At 35.8% G+C, this 19,063-nt stretch carries 23 protein-coding genes; 13 read left to right on the top strand and 10 right to left on the bottom strand.

The genetic code is table 11. The features are described from left to right. The first annotated feature begins 63 nt into the window (after positions 1 to 63). Positions 64 to 966 carry a DNA-binding transcriptional activator PunR gene (gene punR / locus INT39_RS02120; RefSeq protein ID WP_193014532.1) on the top strand — a complete coding sequence of 301 codons (903 nt, stop codon included), beginning with the start codon at positions 64 to 66 and terminating at the stop codon, positions 964 to 966. 22 nt (positions 967 to 988) lie between these two features. Here the strand turns inward: punR and purR are convergent, their stop codons facing one another. Beyond that, positions 989 to 2,014, bottom strand: coding sequence for an HTH-type transcriptional repressor PurR (gene purR / locus INT39_RS02115; RefSeq protein WP_193014533.1), 1,026 nt, complete (start codon positions 2,012 to 2,014; stop codon positions 989 to 991). 267 nt (positions 2,015 to 2,281) lie between these two features. On the opposite strand from purR, the gene INT39_RS22910 reads away from it, so the two are divergent. Continuing rightward, entirely contained in the window at positions 2,282 to 2,365 is an 84-nt protein-coding gene (locus INT39_RS22910; RefSeq protein ID WP_102949514.1) for a YnhF family membrane protein, read from the top strand. Positions 2,366 to 2,502: 137 nt separating this feature from the next. Here the strand turns inward: INT39_RS22910 and sodB are convergent, their stop codons facing one another. Next, complete coding sequence (sodB, locus tag INT39_RS02105) at positions 2,503 to 3,081, bottom strand: superoxide dismutase [Fe] (RefSeq protein WP_193014534.1); 579 nt, start codon at positions 3,079 to 3,081, stop codon at positions 2,503 to 2,505. Positions 3,082 to 3,338: 257 nt separating this feature from the next. Then, on the bottom strand, positions 3,339 to 4,157 hold the full coding sequence (locus tag INT39_RS02100; protein ID WP_193014535.1) for a sulfite exporter TauE/SafE family protein: 819 nt from the start codon (positions 4,155 to 4,157) through the stop codon (positions 3,339 to 3,341). Between the two features lie 323 nt (positions 4,158 to 4,480). Here INT39_RS02100 and INT39_RS02095 point away from each other — a divergent pair, with 323 nt between their 5' ends. From INT39_RS02095 to INT39_RS02075, 5 genes are all read left to right on the top strand, one after another. Beyond that, positions 4,481 to 4,999 (top strand): hypothetical protein, encoded by a 519-nt coding sequence (locus tag INT39_RS02095; RefSeq protein WP_193014536.1) that lies wholly within the window; start codon positions 4,481 to 4,483, stop codon positions 4,997 to 4,999. Between the two features lie 40 nt (positions 5,000 to 5,039). Beyond that, positions 5,040 to 5,396 (top strand): hypothetical protein, encoded by a 357-nt coding sequence (locus INT39_RS02090; protein WP_193014537.1) that lies wholly within the window; start codon positions 5,040 to 5,042, stop codon positions 5,394 to 5,396. 51 nt (positions 5,397 to 5,447) lie between these two features. Beyond that, positions 5,448 to 5,954 (top strand): hypothetical protein, encoded by a 507-nt coding sequence (locus tag INT39_RS02085; protein ID WP_193072076.1) that lies wholly within the window; start codon positions 5,448 to 5,450, stop codon positions 5,952 to 5,954. 558 nt (positions 5,955 to 6,512) lie between these two features. Further along, positions 6,513 to 6,977, top strand: a complete 465-nt coding sequence (locus tag INT39_RS02080; protein ID WP_193014539.1) for an OB-fold protein — start codon at positions 6,513 to 6,515, stop codon at positions 6,975 to 6,977. Positions 6,978 to 7,371: 394 nt separating this feature from the next. Next, positions 7,372 to 7,713, top strand: a complete 342-nt coding sequence (locus tag INT39_RS02075) for a Grx4 family monothiol glutaredoxin (protein WP_193014540.1) — start codon at positions 7,372 to 7,374, stop codon at positions 7,711 to 7,713. Between the two features lie 133 nt (positions 7,714 to 7,846). On the opposite strand, the gene rnt is transcribed toward INT39_RS02075, so the two are convergent. Together rnt and gloA are read right to left on the bottom strand one after the other, a co-directional pair. Next, positions 7,847 to 8,485: a ribonuclease T gene (gene rnt, locus INT39_RS02070; protein ID WP_193014541.1), complete on the bottom strand. Its 639-nt coding sequence runs from the start codon at positions 8,483 to 8,485 to the stop codon at positions 7,847 to 7,849. A gap of 97 nt (positions 8,486 to 8,582) precedes the next feature. Further along, positions 8,583 to 8,990 carry a lactoylglutathione lyase gene (gene gloA / locus INT39_RS02065; protein WP_193014542.1) on the bottom strand — a complete coding sequence of 136 codons (408 nt, stop codon included), beginning with the start codon at positions 8,988 to 8,990 and terminating at the stop codon, positions 8,583 to 8,585. 182 nt (positions 8,991 to 9,172) lie between these two features. On the opposite strand from gloA, the gene INT39_RS02060 reads away from it, so the two are divergent. Both INT39_RS02060 and slyA read left to right on the top strand, forming a co-directional pair. After that, positions 9,173 to 9,412 (top strand): DUF1289 domain-containing protein, encoded by a 240-nt coding sequence (locus tag INT39_RS02060; protein ID WP_193014543.1) that lies wholly within the window; start codon positions 9,173 to 9,175, stop codon positions 9,410 to 9,412. 449 nt (positions 9,413 to 9,861) lie between these two features. Continuing rightward, positions 9,862 to 10,290, top strand: coding sequence for a transcriptional regulator SlyA (gene slyA, locus INT39_RS02055; RefSeq protein WP_193014544.1), 429 nt, complete (start codon positions 9,862 to 9,864; stop codon positions 10,288 to 10,290). Positions 10,291 to 10,486: 196 nt separating this feature from the next. On the opposite strand, the gene INT39_RS02050 is transcribed toward slyA, so the two are convergent. Next, positions 10,487 to 10,954, bottom strand: a complete 468-nt coding sequence (locus INT39_RS02050; RefSeq protein ID WP_193014545.1) for a glycine zipper 2TM domain-containing protein — start codon at positions 10,952 to 10,954, stop codon at positions 10,487 to 10,489. A 219-nt stretch (positions 10,955 to 11,173) separates the two neighbouring features. On the opposite strand from INT39_RS02050, the gene anmK reads away from it, so the two are divergent. From anmK to pdxY, 4 genes are all read left to right on the top strand, one after another. Then, on the top strand, positions 11,174 to 12,286 hold the full coding sequence (gene anmK, locus INT39_RS02045; RefSeq protein ID WP_193014546.1) for an anhydro-N-acetylmuramic acid kinase: 1,113 nt from the start codon (positions 11,174 to 11,176) through the stop codon (positions 12,284 to 12,286). Positions 12,287 to 12,329: 43 nt separating this feature from the next. Continuing rightward, complete coding sequence (gene pdxH / locus INT39_RS02040; protein ID WP_193014547.1) at positions 12,330 to 12,983, top strand: pyridoxamine 5'-phosphate oxidase; 654 nt, start codon at positions 12,330 to 12,332, stop codon at positions 12,981 to 12,983. 132 nt (positions 12,984 to 13,115) lie between these two features. Beyond that, complete coding sequence (tyrS, locus tag INT39_RS02035; protein ID WP_193014548.1) at positions 13,116 to 14,390, top strand: tyrosine--tRNA ligase; 1,275 nt, start codon at positions 13,116 to 13,118, stop codon at positions 14,388 to 14,390. Between the two features lie 122 nt (positions 14,391 to 14,512). Further along, positions 14,513 to 15,382: a pyridoxal kinase PdxY gene (pdxY, locus tag INT39_RS02030; RefSeq protein WP_193014549.1), complete on the top strand. Its 870-nt coding sequence runs from the start codon at positions 14,513 to 14,515 to the stop codon at positions 15,380 to 15,382. A 92-nt stretch (positions 15,383 to 15,474) separates the two neighbouring features. On the opposite strand, the gene INT39_RS02025 is transcribed toward pdxY, so the two are convergent. The 4 genes from INT39_RS02025 to fabI all read right to left on the bottom strand — a co-directional run bounded on the left by INT39_RS02025 (position 15,475) and on the right by fabI (position 18,971). Then, complete coding sequence (locus tag INT39_RS02025) at positions 15,475 to 16,023, bottom strand: DUF4304 domain-containing protein (RefSeq protein ID WP_226893940.1); 549 nt, start codon at positions 16,021 to 16,023, stop codon at positions 15,475 to 15,477. A gap of 470 nt (positions 16,024 to 16,493) precedes the next feature. Further along, entirely contained in the window at positions 16,494 to 17,105 is a 612-nt protein-coding gene (gene gstA / locus INT39_RS02020) for a glutathione transferase GstA (protein ID WP_193014551.1), read from the bottom strand. Between the two features lie 205 nt (positions 17,106 to 17,310). After that, positions 17,311 to 18,015: a DUF3592 domain-containing protein gene (locus tag INT39_RS02015; protein ID WP_193014552.1), complete on the bottom strand. Its 705-nt coding sequence runs from the start codon at positions 18,013 to 18,015 to the stop codon at positions 17,311 to 17,313. Between the two features lie 167 nt (positions 18,016 to 18,182). Next, positions 18,183 to 18,971: an enoyl-ACP reductase FabI gene (gene fabI, locus INT39_RS02010; protein ID WP_193014553.1), complete on the bottom strand. Its 789-nt coding sequence runs from the start codon at positions 18,969 to 18,971 to the stop codon at positions 18,183 to 18,185. Positions 18,972 to 19,063: the final 92 nt, after the last annotated feature.

Here is a 19,063-nt window from a genome sequence, read left to right as displayed (position 1 = left end):
TTTTACTTGTGAAACGGGAATATTTGGTTAATGCTGTGAAAAATTTTCAAAGGAATAAACTCTATGTGGTCAGAATACTCTTTAGAAGTTGTCGATGCAGTCGCAAGAACAGGAAGTTTTAGCTCCGCTGCTCAAGAATTGCACAGAGTGCCCTCCGCCGTTAGTTACACTGTTCGGCAATTAGAAGAATGGCTTGCCGTTCCTTTATTTGAGCGTCGCCACCGTGATGTGGAATTAACCGATGCAGGTAAAATTTTCATCAAAGAAGCGCGATCTGTTATCAAAAAAATGAATGACACTCGACACCTTTGTCAACAGGTTTCTAATGGGTGGCGAGGACAATTTAGTATAGCCGTTGATGGCATTGTGAAACCCGAAAGAACACAACAGCTTATTCTCGATTTTTATCGTCATTTTCCTGATATTGAGCTGTATGTCTACCCTGAAGTGTTTAATGGTGTATGGGATTCCTTAGTTAATGGTCGAGTTGACTTAGCTATTGGCGCAACAAGAGCATCGCCTATAGGAGAACGTTATAGCTTTAGAGATATGGGCTTTATGCCTTGGCGCTGTGTGTGTCATGTTGATCATCCCTTAGCAAAAGCACAACATCCATTAACGGATGATGAAATGCGACCTTATCCTAGTTTATGCTTAGAAGATACTTCAAGGAGTTTGCCAAAACGTGACACGTGGGCGTTAAATAATCAACGAAGAATGGTTGTGCCTACTTGGGGGATGGGGCTTGAGTGCTTATTAGCAGGATTATGTGTCGGTATGGTGCCTTGGCATCGAGCGGAAACATTAATTGCACAAGGTAAGCTTGTTACATTAGAACTTGCGCAACCATTGCCAGACAGCCCATGCTGCCTGACGTGGGTCGATAAAAGTGAATCGCCCGCTTTGACGTGGTTGTTAGATTATCTTGGAGATAGCCAGACCTTAAATGAGGAATGGCTTCGCTAGAAATCAGGGTGCTGAATAATAATTATCGACGGTAGTCGATAAAAGGGCCATCAGCAACTGAACGGCGCTCAACTAATCTTGGATGAACCTCGATGGTTTGAGCGTCTTCGCGTTTACTTACGATGCGATCAAGCAGCATTGATAATGCCATCTGACCTAATCGCTCTTTTGGCTGGTGGACGGTGGTTAATGCGGGTGTAAAATAGCGAGCGTTACGAATATTATCGTAACCCACAATCGAAATATCAAAAGGAACACGTAAACCTAACTCATCGGCGGCACAAATTGCCCCCATAGCCATCACATCACCACCACAAAAAACAGCCGTAGGACGTTGTTTCTGGCTTAGCATTTGGCACATCGCTTTGTAACCTGATTCTGGCTCAAAGTCTCCTTGTACAATCCATTCATCTTTTACGGTGATTTTGGCTTCTTCCATTGCTTTTAAAAAGCCTTGTAAGCGACCACCCCCCGTATTGCGTTCTAATGGGCCTGGAATGATACCAATATCACGATGACCACGTTCAATAAGGTAACGACCCGCAATGTATCCGCCCTGAAATGCATTATCAATAATGGTATCAGTGAAGTCACCGCGTGCTTTACCCCAATCCATGACAACCATTGGAATATTACGGTAACCTTCCAACAAAGAGAGAAGGTGATCGGGATATTCAGAACACATCACTAATAATCCATCAACGCGTTTTTGTGCCAACATAGCTAAATAGGCTTTTTGTTTATCGAGATTATTATGTGAATTGCATAAAATAAGTGTGTAGCCTTTGCTATAACAACTATTTTCAACGGCTTCAATCACTTCAGCAAAGTAAGGAGCTTCGCTGGACGTGGCTAACAGGCCAATAGATTTGGTATGATTGACTTTTAAACTACGCGCAACGGCGCTAGGCGAATAATTTAATTCTTTAATAGCAGCCCAAACTGCTGCCCGTGTGTTCTCAGCAACAAAACGTGTTTTGTTGATCACATGAGAAACAGTCGTGGTTGATACGCCTGCGCGTTTTGCCACGTCTTTTATTGTTGCCATGGTGTGGAAAACTCCTGACCTTCATTGGTCTGTTTTATCTAATTTTATGGTTTAACTGCCAGTATAGTCATACATAGGGCAAACACTGGCAATAATTTAGCGATTAGCTGTGAATTTTGTATGATCTAGCTCAAAAGTGAAAGTATTAATCAATGTTATAAATTGTGCACTGGTCGCTATTTTAGCAAATATTGATATGTGATAATAATTACCCATGACAAGGTTATGGTTAATAACGTGTATTATAATCATTTTGAGGGAGAATAGATGGATACGGATCTGAAATTTGGTTTGAGTACAGCAGTAGCAGCACTTGTTATGATCGTCTTATTTTCAACTATGATGTTCTAATCACTGCTTTATAAAATATCCGATTAATTTAAGTTATAAATTATCGAATATCTGAATATAACAAAGGGCTGAAGGCCCTTTGTTATTATGTCACCAAAAATGAATCTTAATTACTCATCTTTGATTATCACATGCAATTAAGCCAGGTTAGCGTCAACAAAAGACCAGTTAACCAGTGCCCAGAACTCTTCTAAATATTTAACGCGAGCGTTACGGTAATCGATGTAGTAAGCATGTTCCCATACATCAACAGTTAACAGAGGTTTGTCTTCACCTGAAACTGGTGTTGCTGCGTTAGATGTATTAACAATCGCCAGAGAACCATCTGCTTTTTTAACGAGCCAAGTCCAACCTGCACCGAAGTTTTTTGCGGCCGCATCGTTAAATTGTTTTTTGAACTCTTCAAAAGAGCCAAATGCATTGTTGATTGCATCAGCAGTTTTACCTGTTGGCGCGCCGCCAGCGTTTGGTGCTAAGCAATTCCAGTAGAAAGTGTGGTTCCATACTTGAGCAGCATTATTGAAGATACCGCCATCAGTAGATTTGATAATTTCTTCTAAAGATTTGCTTTCTAAATCAGTGCCTTTAACCAGATTGTTCAAGTTGGTTACGTAGGTTTGGTGGTGTTTGCCATAGTGATATTCTAAGGTTTCTTTAGAAATATGTGGCTCAAGAGCATCTAACGCATAAGGTAATTTTGGTAATTCGAAAGACATTGCGTACTCCTTTATACTATCTATTTCGGGTTTTGTGCCTAAAATCACTTCATCTAAATTGATAAAATGAGGCAAATGAATCACTAATTTGTTGCTATTTTGCTAATTATTTTAACAAAAATTTACTGAAATAACAGCTAAATATCTTTTATCTATAATTATAAGCCATATAGATTAGTTATACTCATAAGACTATAACTCATAGAGCATCTCGTAAAGTAGTAAACATAGATGGTGATAATAGAAAGTATTATTGATTATGGCTCGATGATAAGCGTATACAACATTTTCACTACAACTAAGAATAGAAATAATGCAAATATTTGGCGAACTCTTGGTATGGGAAGTCGATAAGCAACTTTTACGCCAACAGGCGCGAAGATCACACTGGTAATACTTATTCCGATCAAGGCAGGTAAATAAATAAAACCTAAGTAATAGTCATTAATATTTGTTTGATTCCAACCGTAAATGATCCCCATAATTGTCCCTATAGAAGCAATGATGACACCAATCATTGATGATGTTGCAATGCATTTACGAGTATTAAAGCCCCAATGACTTAACAGAGGGATTGTTATCGTGCCACCTGCAATTCCGATAAAGCTTGATATAAAACCAATTAATGTGCCACCACTCGTTAAAGCGGGTTTTGAAACAATGGGGTCTTTTACGTTTTCGATACGTTCAGACTCTTTCTTTTTAGTTAATAACCCATAAATGGTGTATACCATAAAAATACAGAATACGATCTGTAATATCGTATTTGACATTTTTTGTACAAAAAATGTACCCACTAGCATACCGATAAGCGTACCAATAGCTAATAAAGGAAATTGCTCCCATAAAATAGCGTTGCGTTTATGGTGAGAATAGGCTGACGAGGCCGTTGAGAAAATAATAACGGAAAATGAAGTCGATAAGGCTATTTTCATCACCATATCAGTAGGAATTGCTTGCTGGCTTACCACATACATAACTACGGGAACAATGATTGCGCCCCCCCCAATTCCAAGCAAACCAGCAAAAAAACCGGTAACACATCCGACGAAGAGAAACAGCAGAATCATGTCCATAATAAAGACTCAGTAATATGTAGTATGTAAAGAGTTAGATAATGTCAGATTCTCCTTATAAATAAAATTCAATTTATACAGGAATACTACAATGAATAATCAACAACTCACTCATAATAATTACCTTTAAGATCGCTATTAGCCGAAATAAAGGTATGGATGGTTGTGTGAATAATGTGAAATGATAAAATATTCTTACGTTAGGTTTGATTTTTTATGTTTTTATAATGAAATAACATGTAATTAATAAATATTTTTAATGTTTATGTAGCTTAGCTTTTAAATATTATTTTCATGCATAAGCCTTAAAAGGATAGGGTGAAATGAAAAAGGTCTATATGGTTATTGTCATAGTGACATTTTTAACAGGTTTTGGGTTCAGTAGTAATGAGCCATTAAAATTAGAGTTTGGCAGGTCAATAGATGATATTCCTTTTATAAAAGAAGGTATGTGTGATACAGAAGATGAGCTAGTTACCTGTATTTTTCGTAACCAATCCCCATTTGATAAAGATTCTGATAAAAATGCCTTAAAATTTTATAATGGAAAATTAATAGGTGTATATCAATCTTATTTTGGAGGAAATGATTTAGACTCTGTTTGTGCGCTATTAGCCCAAAAAGGGAAAAATATTTTTTCATTAGTTAAAGATAAAAAAATATTATTAACAGGAATAAATAACTGCAAAAATTTAGAAAAAATTGAAATTGAAAACGAAGATAATACGTTTGTTTTTTCTGAGCTAGAAGGCATTGAAGCTAAAGAGGGAAATATTGAAATATCGTACTCACATCAACCTTATTATCTATATATTTCTCGCACTACCTACGATACCTATTGACATTTACTTTCAATAAAAAGTAAAAAATCAGGAGACTAAAATGAGTTATAATGTTGCATTATTTGATTTTCCTATTCCATCTGATTTTGAAAAAGCATGTGATGTATTTGAACAGAATGAAGATGATGAAACGGTAAATATTAGCCCTTTAATGTTGAGCTTTTACCACGCTATTTCTCAGATTTTCCCTTGCATTTGTGATCTCTCTGATGAGGAAGAAGAGGACGGTATTTGGTGTGATGGGCCTCTGCGTAATAATTTTGAAGCTAAAATTCCTGTCATTGGCTTTGTTTATTCAAAAGTCGATGAAGCACTTCCTATTGTGATTAAAATAGCAAATGAAATGGGTATCTCGGTGCTTGATTGGCAGCAAGAAAGGGTTTTTAATACCCAATAAATAGACAATCTGACATAACGTTTAAATAATTTTTAATGGAGCGGTAAAACAATGCATGGATGTATTATCTTTAAAAGACTTTGTATAAATAAATTAACGAGAAATATATTTATTATCATATTATGCGGACTGCTAAGCAGTTGCAGTGTCTTTTATGGCGCGATGTGTAGCACAAGTATTTTATTTACCCCCTCTGAAGTTGAAGAGAAAATATTTATACCTGAGGCTGTTGTTGAACAACCGTATAACCAACAAATTGAAATAGGTAAATTTGTTGGTTTATCACCATACTTTATTGTTGAAAATCCGTCGTGGATCTCAGTGACATTAATGTCAAAAAATCAGGATGGAGACTTAATTCCATTAATAACAGAAAATGACTGGCAAAGTCATGTTACTCATCAGGAAAACCGACCGATAATCGTTGCTCATTTACAAGGAGTTGCCCCCAAAAGTGGCCTTGCCCGCATAAAAATAAAAGCGACTGTTGGGCGTACAATGTGTGGCACAACAGATCCTGTTTTTGCCTTACAACTAAAAGTGAGTCAAGTGCAATAAATATTATTGGGTATGAATAATGGGAAGTAAACCGCAACGATAGGTGGTGTCCACTTCCCATTTTTTAATGTGAAAAAATATATGACTGAATATACTCCAATAAAGAAACCTATGGCGTGTTTAAAATATGTTTTTATAATAAATTTTATATTTCAATCTGTATATTCAATCTGACAATATTAAATTCTCATAGGAAAGTATATTTTGGTCTCTAATTAAAACATAATCAGTGAGGTGTAAAAAACACTAAATAAATTAATGATAAATATAAGCTGATAAGAGAATAAATGGCTAATTATCTTAATTGGATGAGTTTTTTTATTTTTTTATAAAAATTTAGAACAGCAGGATTTTTCTTATTTTTAAAAATAATTGAAAAGTTATAGTGTGGCTTTTTATATTTCAATTATTATCAAATCAAAATTCAAACTATTTTAAAAAATTATATATTTCTCAATAATATTGTTAAGGACGTTGTTTTATTTAGCTAGAATAGTTATTAATCTCATTAAATCTATATTTTTATCTATCTTTTTTTGACTTTATAAAGGTATTTACATGAAAAAGAAAGTATTATTATTATCTATAATCATATTGTTGTCAGGGTGTAAAATAAACGAGGCTATTCGTTCTGTTAATAGTGCTGTAAACCAAATAGTTCCTTCAATGGAATCAGCGGTAACAGAAGCTAGTTATGCAGGAATATGTAAGGATTTTAGTGATAATGAAATAGCCGCTCAGAAAAAATGGAGAGGTAAGTGGGTTATTTTGGAAGGAAGAGTGACCACTATCACAAGTCTGGATGAAGTGGTTAGATACGACCTTTATAAACCAACACCACCTAAAGTCGTTGCTATTTCATTTAAAAATAAAATCAGTGCTTCATACACTTTAAAACCAAGTGAAGAAGATAATGTCCTTAAAATTAAGAAAGGACAAACGGTAAAAATAAAAGGTGAAATAACTGATATTACAAATGCATTGGGTTGCTTGATCCTTTTAGACAATGGAACCATACAGTAGTTAGCAATGTGGACTAAGCCAATCTGAGCATCGATACTTTCCCATGTAAAATGCTCTTAGCCTCTTAATTGAGGCTTTTTGTTTTGCCTATGCATTATCACCCATAAACAATGAATACTGAAAGTCGTGTTATGAAGTAAATACCTATTTTTATCGTATCTCTATTTATCTTTTCTAATCTTTTAGAAAAATATGTAACGTATTGATTTATTTATCACACATTATTTTCTTTGTTGTATATTCTCTCATTAATATCATCATGATGTAATGTTAATGCTTTGTTTTATATGGATAATTAAACTTATATAGAGCTTTCTAATATAAAGTGGTATTCTTCTTCCATGTTTTCCCCTATAAAGCATATCGAATATAAAAGGCTGTAAGGACGTAATAAATGACGACTATTGAAAAAATTGAACGCCAAATCAAAGAAAACCCAATTATTTTATACATGAAAGGTTCACCAAAATTACCAAGTTGCGGTTTTTCTGCACAGGCTGTTCAAGCACTTTCTGCTTGTGGTGAGCGTTTTGCGTATGTAGATATCCTACAAAACCCAGATATTCGTGCAGAATTACCAAAGTATGCACATTGGCCAACTTTCCCACAATTATGGGTAGATGGTGAATTAGTTGGTGGATGTGACATCATCTTAGAAATGTATCAACGTGGTGAATTACAAAAGTTATTGAAAGAGACTGCTGATAAATACCGCGGCGAAGAAGAAGCACAATAATTGATTTTTAAGGTTTCCTGTTTTTTATACTGAAACCAGTAAAGAGCAATCTGTTCTTCGAAAAAAAAGCCAGTTCACAATGTGTGAACTGGCTTTTTTGTTGTTCATAAATTCACGAGTAAGACGATATGTTCTAGGGGGTAGGTAATGGCCATCCACCGAGTTTTTTCCAACGATTAACTAACTCACAAAAAAGCAATGATGTGCGGTTAGTATCATACAACGCCCCATGAGCTAATTTACTATCAAAAGGAATGCCCGCAGTAATACATGCTTTAGCTAAAATCGTTTGCCCCAACACCAAACCACTTAAAGCTGCGGTATCAAAGGTGGCGAATGGGTGAAATGGATTACGTTTTAATCCTGCACGATCTGCTGCTGTCATGACAAAGCTATGATCAAAATTCGCATTATGAGCCACAATAATCGCACGATTACAATCTGCGTCTTTCATGCCCTTACGTACCATTTTAAAAATAGCATGCAGTGCTTCATATTCACTGACAGCACCACGTAGTGGGTTTGTTGGATCAATGCCTGTAAATTCTAAGGCCGCAGGTTCTAAGTTAGCACCTTCAAAGGGGTCAACGTGAAAATGTAGCGTGTTATCAGGTTTTAACCAGCCTTGTTCATCCATTTTTAATGTAATGGCAGCAATTTCAAGTAAACCGTCTGTTTTTGCATTAAATCCACCTGTTTCAACATCAATGACAACAGGATAGTAACCTCGAAAACGGTTACAAAGTTTATTGGGATTATTTATATCAGGCATCAAGTTGTACTTATCCGATGAGAATAGAGTATCGGAAATTAATAATAAGCAAGAGCCAGAAAGATAAATAAATTATGCCTTCTGGCTTAAATAAAAATCAGTTACCTAGTGCGTGACTTGCACTTTTGTTTTCGATGAGTTCAATTTTATACCCATCAGGATCTTCAACAAAAGCAATGACCGTTGAACCACCTTTTACAGGGCCTGCATCACGGGTAACATTTCCACCCGCCTGACGAATGGCTTCACAGGTTGCTGCAACATCATCAACACCCAATGCCACATGCCCAAAAGCAGTTCCCATTTCATAGCTGTTTACGCCCCAGTTATAAGTTAACTCAATAACCGCACCTGTGCTTTCATCCCCGTAACCAACAAAAGCTAACGAGTATTTATATTCCTCATTTTCGCTAGTGCGTAGAAGTTGCATACCTAGAACTTGGGTATAAAAATCGATAGAGCGTTGTAAATCGCCTACACGGATCATGGTATGAAGTACTCGCATATAAACCTCACGTATTTTTTTAATGATTAAACCCTACAGATAAACTGATGGCGCAGTACTATAACGCGTTCAAGCCCTAAAGTTCAATTTTACTACGTCACTAACAGTTTAATGGGAAGTGTGCAGATAATATCTCTATTAACTATACTCTATAGTAGCAAACAATAGGGGGGGGAAATCAAATGCAAGAACAATTAGAAATTTTTGATATTCCTAGTCCTTGCATTGGACGTTGTGAAATGAACGCACAAGGATATTGCATAGGGTGTTATCGGAATCGGCAAGAACGGTTTAATTGGTCAACAATGAGTCAGCAAGATAAACGGAATATATTACGCCTTTGCCAGCAACGTTATTTAAGAAAGTCAAAAAAAGGGGAAGCTTCAATAGAAAAAGAAAATAATCAACTCACTTTATTTTAAAAATTATACTTATTTTTTAATATTAAAATAATAATTAGCTATTCACTTAATTCATATTCGGTATTTATTATAGTTAGGTGGTTTATTATTTTTTCTTTATTAATACAATCATGTCATTTTAAAACATTCTCAGAGGTTATTTTTTATAATTGCATGATAATAAAGGTGTTTTTTTGTTTGATGATATTATCCGTGAAATAATAATTATTATTATGTAAAAAAATATAGATTAGTTTTTATAACAAGGTTATTCTTTATGAACTTTCGCTCTTGGAAAGAATATGATTAAATTAAGCCTGTAAAATAATTACTTATCTAATAAATAGAATATATAACTATATTGTAATTAAAAGTAATCTTTTAATTAAAAAGAATAGATAATATTGTATTTAAAATGAATATCTAGTTTTTGTAATAAGTTGACTGAAATGCTAATTAAGGAGAGATAAGTGGAATCAACATTAGGAGCTGATTTATCGCGTTTAGTTCGATTATGGCGCGCTTTAATTGATCATCGTCTCAAGCCATTAAAATTAACCCAAACCCATTGGGTCACCTTGTATAATATTAGCCAATTACCCCCCGAGCAGTCACAAATTCAATTGGCTAAAGCAATAGGAATAGAACAGCCATCTTTAGTGAGAACATTAGATCAACTGGAAGAAAAAAAATTAATCTGCCGGCATACTTGTACAAATGATCGTAGAGCAAAACGTATAAAATTAACGAAAGAGTCAGAGTTTTTTATTAGTGAGGTTTATACTGTCATAGAACAGACGAGACAAGAAATATTAGGTGATATCCCACGAGATGAAATTGAAAAACTAATGAGTACGATTAAAAAATTAGAAAAAAATATAAATAGATTAAATGACTAATAATTTCAAATTTAATATATAATCTGTTTAAATAAAGATTAATTACCATTGTGATAATAATTGAGATGTGATTTATTATATGAAGTTAATAAATAGATAGGTTATGTATTAAATCTCTCTTTAAATTAGTTATTGTTAAGTCATAATAAACAGGCAACGTTTGAGTTGCCTGTTTTTGTTATTTATTTGTCATTTATTAACGAGGAGAAACTGTCAAGTTATTTCCGTTACCAATCACGGCAACACGCTGACCTTGGCTATAAACTGTGTTATCTGCTTTTTGAACGATAGCAACAGTTTTACCGCTATCTAAACGTACTTCAATTTGAACACCTTTCGTGGTGTTTAATGCGCCTTGTGCTTGTTGTCCTGCCATACCACCCGCAATTGCCCCTGCTGCCGTTGCAAGGTTACGGCCAGTACCACCACCAATTGTGTTACCTAACATACCGCCGAGAACAGCACCACCAATAGCACCTAAAATATTCTCATCACTACCAGCTTGAATATTAACCGAACGAACAGAAACAATGGTACCGTAAGTAATATTTTGTGCTTGTTTCGCCTGACTTGCAGTGTAAGTATCACCTGATAGTGAACTTGTATTCACACAACCAGTAAGAACAGTCATTGTAAAAAGACCAATAAGTAAATGCTTAAACATAATTACTCCTAAAGAAAATCCGAGGTAAATGGCTCAGATTACACCTATGTTGTTTAGTATCAGTTATAGACTATTTTTGCGAGTGTCACACTGATTTTAATAATATATAGCTTACTATATAGTAAAGACCGACAGTAAAAACAGAAGAGATTTCTGAAAAAAGAGAATATAACATTATATGTTAAAAATTTGCATCATCTTGATTATAAGGAAAAGAACATGAGAGCAGGGCGATACATTGGCGTGATGTCTGGCACAAGCTTAGATGGTGTTGATGTTGTATTAGCTGCAATCAGTAATAAGTTTGTTGCACAACAAGCAAATCACTTTCTGCCTTATCCGCAGCCTTTACGCCAACGCATTTTAGCTGTTTGCCAAGGACAACCTACTACTTTGCATGAAATCGGCTTATTAGATGCTCAATTAGGTGAGCTCTATGCTCAAGCGATTATAGAGTTACTTGCAAAAGTAAAACTCAGTGCAAGCGATATTACAGCGATAGGGTGCCATGGACAGACAGTTTGGCATGAGCCTGAAAGTGATATGCCCTTTACGATGCAAATTGGTGATAATAATCGTGTAGCTGCATTAACGGGAATTACAACTGTTGGTGATTTTCGTCGTCGAGATATTGCTTATGGTGGACAAGGCGCGCCGTTAGTACCCGCGTTTCACCTTGCTGTATTAGGACACCCCATTGAAAAACGTATTATTCTAAATGTTGGGGGGATCGCTAATATTTCATTGTTATTGCCAGGTGTTGCCGTTAAAGGATATGACACAGGCCCTGGTAATATGTTGTTGGACAGTTGGAATTGGATACATAACCAAACACCTTATGATGATAATGGACAGTGGGCTGCAACAGGAAAAGTAAACCTTCTTTTATTAAAGGATATGCTTTCAGATCCTTATTTTTCACGTTCAGCGCCTAAAAGTACTGGGCGAGAATATTTCAATACACAATGGTTAAACTATCATCTTGCAAGAGTACCGAATGTTTTCCCTGAAGATGTACAAGCAACCTTAGTCGAATTAACCACTATCAGTATTGTACAACAAATACAATTAAGTGGGGGATGTGAACGCCTTTTAGTTTGTGGTGGTGGGGCAAGAAATGGGCAAATTATGCATCGTTTAGCCTCATTATTACCCGGTACAGAAGTGGCACCAACAGACAAATATGGTTTAAGTGGCGATGATATGGAAGCCCTTGCATTTGCTTGGTTAGCTGCTCGAACAATCGCGAATGAATCTGGAAATTTACCTTCTGTAACAGGGGCATCAAGAGAAACTGTTTTAGGGGCGATTTACCCTACAAATCCTCGTTAAGCGTGATATGCTGAATGCAGTTTCTCAAAAGAGAGAGTGAAAAATGACAGAACTTGATTTTATTGATGTTGCAGATTTACGTCGTGAATATATGAACGGCGGATTACGACGTCATGAATTAACTGAGCAGCCATTAGTTTTGTTTGAAAAATGGCTAAAACAGGCTTGTGAGGCACGATTGAGTGATCCTACTGCAATGTGTGTTGCTACTGTTGATGAAAATGGGCAGCCCTATCAGCGTATCGTGTTGTTAAAGCATTTTGATGAAAAAGGGTTGGTTTTTTACACCAACTTAGGCAGTCGCAAAGCAAGTCATTTAGAACATAATCAAAAAGTTAGCTTGTTATTTCCTTGGTATCCTTTAGAAAGACAAGTCTGTTTTTTAGGGAAAGCGGAAAAACTTTCTACTATTGAAGTATTGAAATATTTTCATAGTCGCCCTAAAGATAGCCAAATTGCAGCGTGGGCTTCTCAACAGTCTTCTCGTATTTCAGCAAGAGGGGTGTTAGAAAGTAAATTCATGGAATTAAAGCAAAAATTTCAAAACGGAGACATTCCATTACCGAGTTTTTGGGGGGGGTATCGTGTGACTTTTGAGTCTGTTGAATTTTGGCAAGGACGAGAAAATCGTCTACACGATCGTTTTATCTACCAAAAATCACCACAGGGATGGAATATCGAACGATTAGCACCTTAATGGTGTACTGATAAATTTGCATAAAAAAGTCTTTTTCTACTGGTACTTAACGTAGTGGCGCTTTATGCTATACCACTTGTGTTTCACTTATATTTTAAATAGACAAAAAACAATAAACCGATGGAGTCATTGATGTCTAGCAAGAACCTAATCACACAATTGCAGGAGCGTGGGCTAATTGCTCAGGTCACGGATGAGGCAGCTTTAGTAGAGCGTTTGGCGCAAGGTCCTATCGCCCTCTATTGTGGCTTCGATCCTACCGCTGATAGCCTGCACTTGGGGCATTTGGTTCCTTTGCTGTGTTTAAAACGATTCCAACTAGCCGGGCACAAGCCTGTGGCGTTGGTGGGTGGTGCAACGGGTCTGATTGGAGATCCTAGTTTTAAAGCCACCGAGCGCAAACTGAATACCCAAGATACTGTTCACGAGTGGGTCGCTAAAATTCGTAAGCAAGTGTCGCCTTTCTTAGATTTCGACAGTGGTGAAAACAGTGCGGAATTAGCAAACAACTATGACTGGTTTGGTCAAATGGATGTGCTGACATTCCTGCGTGATATCGGTAAACACTTCTCTGTGAACCAAATGATCAACAAAGAAGCGGTTAAACAGCGTTTAAACCGTGATGATGTTGGTATCTCTTTTACTGAATTCGCCTATAACCTATTACAAGCTTATGACTTCGCGTCATTAAATACGCATTTAGGTGTTGAATTACAAATCGGTGGCTCTGATCAGTGGGGTAATATTACTTCAGGTATCGATTTGACTCGTCGTTTCAATCAGAAACAAGTATTTGGTATGACTGTACCTCTAATTACTAAATCTGATGGAACCAAATTCGGTAAAACAGAAGGTGGTGCGGTTTGGTTAGATCCTAAGAAAACAAGCCCATACAAATTCTACCAATTCTGGATTAATACAGCAGATGCTGATGTTTATCGCTTCTTAAAATTCTTCACCTTTATGAGTATAGATGAAATTAATGCTCTTGAAGATGAAGACAAAAATAGCGGTCAAGCACCTCGTGCTCAACGTGTATTAGCTGAACTTGTAACGCGCTTAGTTCATGGTGAAGAAGGTTTAGTTGCGGCTAAACGCATTACAGAAAGCTTATTCTCTGGTGCGATTGCAGATTTAACTCAAGCTGACCTTGAACAATTAGCACAAGATGGTATGCCAACAATTGAGCTAGAAAAAGACAGTGATTTGCAACAAGCATTGGTTAACGCAGAATTAGTACCTTCTCGTGGTCAGGCTCGTACAATGATCGGCTCTAACGCTGTTTCAATTAATGGCGAAAAACAAGACAACCCTGAGTATGTCTTTGAAGAAAAAGATTTCTTATTTGGTCATTACTCCATTTTACGTCGTGGTAAAAAACACTACTGCCTCGTTATCTGGAAATAATTGACAGTAAAGGGCAGCTAATGAGTTGCCCTTTTTCTTAATAATAATAAATAAACGTATATACCTCGCCTATGATGATAAAGCTTGGGTGTTGTGTGTATTCACAATAATCGGTTTATGTCATGAAAAATATACTCTCTATTCAATCTCACGTTGTTTTCGGTCATGCTGGTAACAGTGCCTCTGAATTTCCTATGCGCCGCATGGGAGTAAATGTCTGGCCTTTAAATACCGTTCAATTTTCAAACCACACACAATATCCAGAAAAATGGACAGGCTGTGTCATGTCAGCAGAACACATCACTGACATTGTTGACGGTATTGCCGCCATCGGCAAACTCTCACAGTGCGATGCCGTGTTAAGTGGTTATTTAGGATCGGCTGAGCAGGGCTTGCGTATTGTTGATATCGTCAAAAAAGTGAAACAAGCTAATCCTAACGCATGGTATTTTTGTGATCCGGTAATGGGACATCCTGAGAAAGGTTGTATTGTGCCGCCTGAAGTGTCTGGCGTGCTGTGTGAAGAATCTCTCCCTATTAGTGACATTATTGCACCTAATTTATTAGAACTTGAAACTTTAGCGGGTGGAAAGGCTTTACATAATGTTGATGAATGTGTGAATGCCGCACGCGAATTGTGCCAACGAGGCCCTAAAATTGTGTTGGTTAAACATTTATCTCGTGCAGGTTATCGTCATGATCGATTTGAAATGTTGCTAGTCACTGCAGAACATAGTTGGCATGTAAGTCGCCCATTGGTTGATTTTGGTGAGCGCCAACCTGTAGGTGTTGGTGATTTAACCAGTGGTTTAATGCTGGTGGATTTACTCAAAGGTATAGAGTTACAAACGGCATTAGAACATGTTGCGGCAGCGGTTTATGAAGTAATGTTAAAAACTAAAGAAATGAATGAGTACGAACTGCAACTCGTTGCAGCTCAAGATCAAATGGTACACCCAACACATAGATTCTGTGCAACACAGATAGATTAATTGCAATAAAATACATTTAATTGAAATAAGAACGGAGGCTTAATCGTTTCCGTTTTTAGTAAGTTTTCTATATTTTTGAAATCAATATCCTATTATTCCAGTAACGTAATTTCCCTGAGTACTTTTTTTATTCCACCACCCAATCTTATTTTACTTAATCCATAATGAGCAAATGCTTTAGCCTTATCAATATCATTTTTCGCTAACCAATATTTGGCACAAATATGACTTAAGGAAACTTGGGTTATTGTCTGTGTTAAATAAGTAGGTAAAAGGGCCTTTTCTATCATGATTGGTGTTATAGGTGAAAATACATCATCAATCGATAAAAAATGATCAAAAAAATCAGTTATCTTTGTTTTAAATAGTGTTTCTATAAAATGATAATCATGGATTGTATCGATGCTAAAACCGCCTTCAGAATGGATCCTAAAACGAATAAATGCATCGATTTCTTTATGAGAAAAGGGGGATAGATTAGGAATAATAGGAGAAACACCTAAGTTAATAAAATATTTATCACCTGTTGTTTTTCTCTGTATATTTACTGATTTGATAAAGAAGTTAGATGATTGGTAAACATTAATATTATTGATTTTGATAAAACCTTGTTTAACAAAAAGTTGGCTAAATTCATTCATCACTATCGCTCACCATAAACGCGGATCACTTCACAGGTATTAATATCTAAATCAACATTAATCCTACCTGAATTACCTGCTGTTGCATTCATCCAATTATTTTGAGTTATTTCTTATTGGTAGAAGTGGATCGTATAAAACGATTGTCCATTTTGAGTGTGAATTTTGTCTTCAAACTCAATATAAGGGTTTTCTATTTCAACGCTTCTCGCGTGAGTAATATCACTGTATTTCACTGTATTTCACTGTTTCGATCGCTTTTAACAAAAAATGTGTATGTTTTTTATCCATTTTTACAATGTATTTTAATTCCATTTATGTATTAACTCGCTATGGCTTAATGACTTTTTAGATATAGATATAAAAATGTTTTACTTTAGATAACCACATTTATTGTCTGTACGTTTAAAAGAGAATAGCTCAGGTAAATTGATTTTACTTGAGCTATTTAAATTTAAAAGGATCAATGATTACTCTTTAATTAATCCTTCAGTGACTAGCGCGCTGTGTACATTAGGTCGTTGTGCAATGTGTTTTAGGTAGTTCTGTAAGTGTGTTAAATCAGTTAAATCTAAACCAACATGAGGTGCCCATTGGCTTAATGTAAATAAATAAGCATCAATCACCGTAAAATGTTCACCACATGCACATTTATGTTTGCTCAATACATCATCAATATAAGCAAACTTACTTTTTAATTTAGTTTTAACTACAGGCAGATAGCTTTCAGGTGTATCAGGTGAAAATAACGGGCTATAACCTTTATGCACTTCGCTCGCAAGAAAGTTCAACCACTCAATTTGATGGTAACGTTCTAATGTTTTTGGAGGGGCAATTAAGTTTCTATCAGGTTTTAAATCTGCAAGGTATTGAACAATTGCAACACCTTCCGTCAAAATATCACCATTATCTAATTGAAGAACAGGAACTTGTCCTTTGGGGTTGATAGTTAGGAAATCTTTACCTGATTCTGTTTTTTTAGCACGTAAATCGATACGCTCAATAGAAAAATCTAGGCCTGTTTCACGTAAGACGATATGAGGGGAAAGTGAGCAACTACCCGGTGTGTAGTACAATTTCATATTGAATAGCTCCCTATCAATAAAGTGGTGATAATGATTTACAGAGGTCAAAAATTATCTTCATTAACTTAAGATAATAAGAGGTTCTAAGAAATTAGCAAACTCAAATGATGCGAATAAAAAAGGCTTTTGTAAATCTGTGAACAAGGCTGTTAATTACAGAATTAGATACTCCTTATATTTATAATATATAAAGAGTATCTAATTACAATTCTTCAAATGAGGGTAGGAATGAAATATCAAGATAATAAATTTCGGGTTTTCTTTTATCAACATAGACTGTAACGAACTCTCTATTAATATAAGGAGTAGGATCAAAAAAAAGATAACCACTTTTATAACGAATTAAACGATTGTTTAATGTGTCATGATAATCTGCAATAATTTGATAAGGTGAACGGTGATTAATCCGAAGATTATTATTAATAATAATTTCAGATATTTTTACATTAATAGGCATACCATCACGTTTCAATCGTTGATTTCTTGATGCTCTTCTTCTGATAAAATACAAAGGGATAAACCCTGTTGAGGCAAATACGAATCCAAAAACACTTAAGATAGTCCCTGCACCATATAAGCCTAGAAAGTTATTAATTGTTGCTTTTTGTGGATCATTAGGTAGATAAATAATACTAATGTTTTCACCAAGATGATAGCGAGAGTGGCTACTCCCCTCTGGTGAGCGAAATATGATTTCTCTATTATCTTCGGTATTAAATTTAATAATAGGGTGATAAATACTTCCGTTATCAGAAGACTTACTCATGCTCAGGTCAATAACAACACCCGTTGTTTCTGTTCCATTTCTTACTAAATTTAATTCTGATTTGAATACAAATAAAGCGACAATAAAAATAATCACACCAATAATAGCAAAGATATAAAACAGGAATTTAAATTTCTTCATACATTAAATCCTTTTATTAATATGTCACTATTTTATCTTTAACAAAAGAAAAGATTATAGGAATAAACTAAAAAATGTCATATGAAATGAAAAAATAATTGTATTTTGTGATAATAAAAAAGCCAACCTTCATTCTGGGGGCTGGCTTTTATTATGTGTAAACAGAATTATTTCAGTTCTAATTCATTCATTGCAGCGATACTAAAGCCACCATCTACGTGAATGATTTCACCTGTAATACCGCCTGATAAATCAGAGCATAAGAATGCAGCAGTATTACCTACATCTTCAGTTGTTACAGTGCGACGTAGAGGGGTTACTGATTCGCAATGGCTTAACATTTTACGGAAATCTTTGATACCAGATGCCGCTAATGTGCGGATTGGACCTGCAGAAATGCCGTTAACACGAATGCCTTCAGGACCCATCGCGTTTGCCATGTAACGAACGTTAGCTTCTAAAGATGCTTTAGCCAGACCCATCACGTTATAGTTAGGGATGGCACGTTCTGCACCTAAATAAGTCAATGTTAATAGCGCAGAGTTTGGATTTAGCATTTCACGGCTTGCTTTAGCCATCGCAACAAAGCTGTACGCACTAATGTCGTGAGCAATTTTAAAGCCTTCACGAGTGACAGCATTAACATAGTCGCCATCTAATTGGTCAGCAGGAGCAAAACCGATAGAGTGAACAAAACCATCGTATTTAGGCCAAACTTTTGCAAGTTCTGCATACATGATATCGATGCTTTCATCTTTTGACACATCACATTCTAATACGATATTTGAGCCTAATGATGCTGCAAATTCTTCAACGCGTGGTTTCAGTTTTTCATTTTGGTATGTAAATGCAAGTTCTGCACCTTGGTCACGCATAGCTTTGGCAATACCATAAGCAATTGATAATTTACTAGCAACACCAGTAATAAGAATGCGTTTGCCGGTCATAAAGCCCATAGCTGTATCCTTGTTTTTTCGTAAATCGCGATAATAACATCATTCACAGTTTTATTTATCTGTTCGGTTATCACGCTTATTGTTAATAAACG

The organism is Pseudomonas sp. FME51, assembly GCF_014897305.1.
The sequence above is the reverse complement of the archived record's forward strand: the minus strand, read 5'-3'. Positions and strand labels throughout refer to the sequence as shown.

Bases quoted from the DNA above. Each gene is read 5' to 3' on its own strand.
- punR (WP_193014532.1), top strand. From the start codon at position 64: ATGTGGTCAGAATACTCTTTAGAAGTTGTCGATGCAGTCGCAAGAACA.
- purR (WP_193014533.1), bottom strand. From the start codon at position 2,014: ATGGCAACAATAAAAGACGTGGCAAAACGCGCAGGCGTATCAACCACG.
- INT39_RS22910 (WP_102949514.1), top strand. From the start codon at position 2,282: ATGGATACGGATCTGAAATTTGGTTTGAGTACAGCAGTAGCAGCACTT.
- sodB (WP_193014534.1), bottom strand. From the start codon at position 3,081: ATGTCTTTCGAATTACCAAAATTACCTTATGCGTTAGATGCTCTTGAG.
- INT39_RS02100 (WP_193014535.1), bottom strand. From the start codon at position 4,157: ATGGACATGATTCTGCTGTTTCTCTTCGTCGGATGTGTTACCGGTTTT.
- INT39_RS02095 (WP_193014536.1), top strand. From the start codon at position 4,481: ATGAAAAAGGTCTATATGGTTATTGTCATAGTGACATTTTTAACAGGT.
- INT39_RS02090 (WP_193014537.1), top strand. From the start codon at position 5,040: ATGAGTTATAATGTTGCATTATTTGATTTTCCTATTCCATCTGATTTT.
- INT39_RS02085 (WP_193072076.1), top strand. From the start codon at position 5,448: ATGCATGGATGTATTATCTTTAAAAGACTTTGTATAAATAAATTAACG.
- INT39_RS02080 (WP_193014539.1), top strand. From the start codon at position 6,513: ATGAAAAAGAAAGTATTATTATTATCTATAATCATATTGTTGTCAGGG.
- INT39_RS02075 (WP_193014540.1), top strand. From the start codon at position 7,372: ATGACGACTATTGAAAAAATTGAACGCCAAATCAAAGAAAACCCAATT.
- rnt (WP_193014541.1), bottom strand. From the start codon at position 8,485: ATGCCTGATATAAATAATCCCAATAAACTTTGTAACCGTTTTCGAGGT.
- gloA (WP_193014542.1), bottom strand. From the start codon at position 8,990: ATGCGAGTACTTCATACCATGATCCGTGTAGGCGATTTACAACGCTCT.
- INT39_RS02060 (WP_193014543.1), top strand. From the start codon at position 9,173: ATGCAAGAACAATTAGAAATTTTTGATATTCCTAGTCCTTGCATTGGA.
- INT39_RS02050 (WP_193014545.1), bottom strand. From the start codon at position 10,954: ATGTTTAAGCATTTACTTATTGGTCTTTTTACAATGACTGTTCTTACT.
- anmK (WP_193014546.1), top strand. From the start codon at position 11,174: ATGAGAGCAGGGCGATACATTGGCGTGATGTCTGGCACAAGCTTAGAT.
- pdxH (WP_193014547.1), top strand. From the start codon at position 12,330: ATGACAGAACTTGATTTTATTGATGTTGCAGATTTACGTCGTGAATAT.
- tyrS (WP_193014548.1), top strand. From the start codon at position 13,116: ATGTCTAGCAAGAACCTAATCACACAATTGCAGGAGCGTGGGCTAATT.
- pdxY (WP_193014549.1), top strand. From the start codon at position 14,513: ATGAAAAATATACTCTCTATTCAATCTCACGTTGTTTTCGGTCATGCT.
- INT39_RS02025 (WP_226893940.1), bottom strand. From the start codon at position 16,023: ATGAATGAATTTAGCCAACTTTTTGTTAAACAAGGTTTTATCAAAATC.
- gstA (WP_193014551.1), bottom strand. From the start codon at position 17,105: ATGAAATTGTACTACACACCGGGTAGTTGCTCACTTTCCCCTCATATC.
- INT39_RS02015 (WP_193014552.1), bottom strand. From the start codon at position 18,015: ATGAAGAAATTTAAATTCCTGTTTTATATCTTTGCTATTATTGGTGTG.
- fabI (WP_193014553.1), bottom strand. From the start codon at position 18,971: ATGGGCTTTATGACCGGCAAACGCATTCTTATTACTGGTGTTGCTAGT.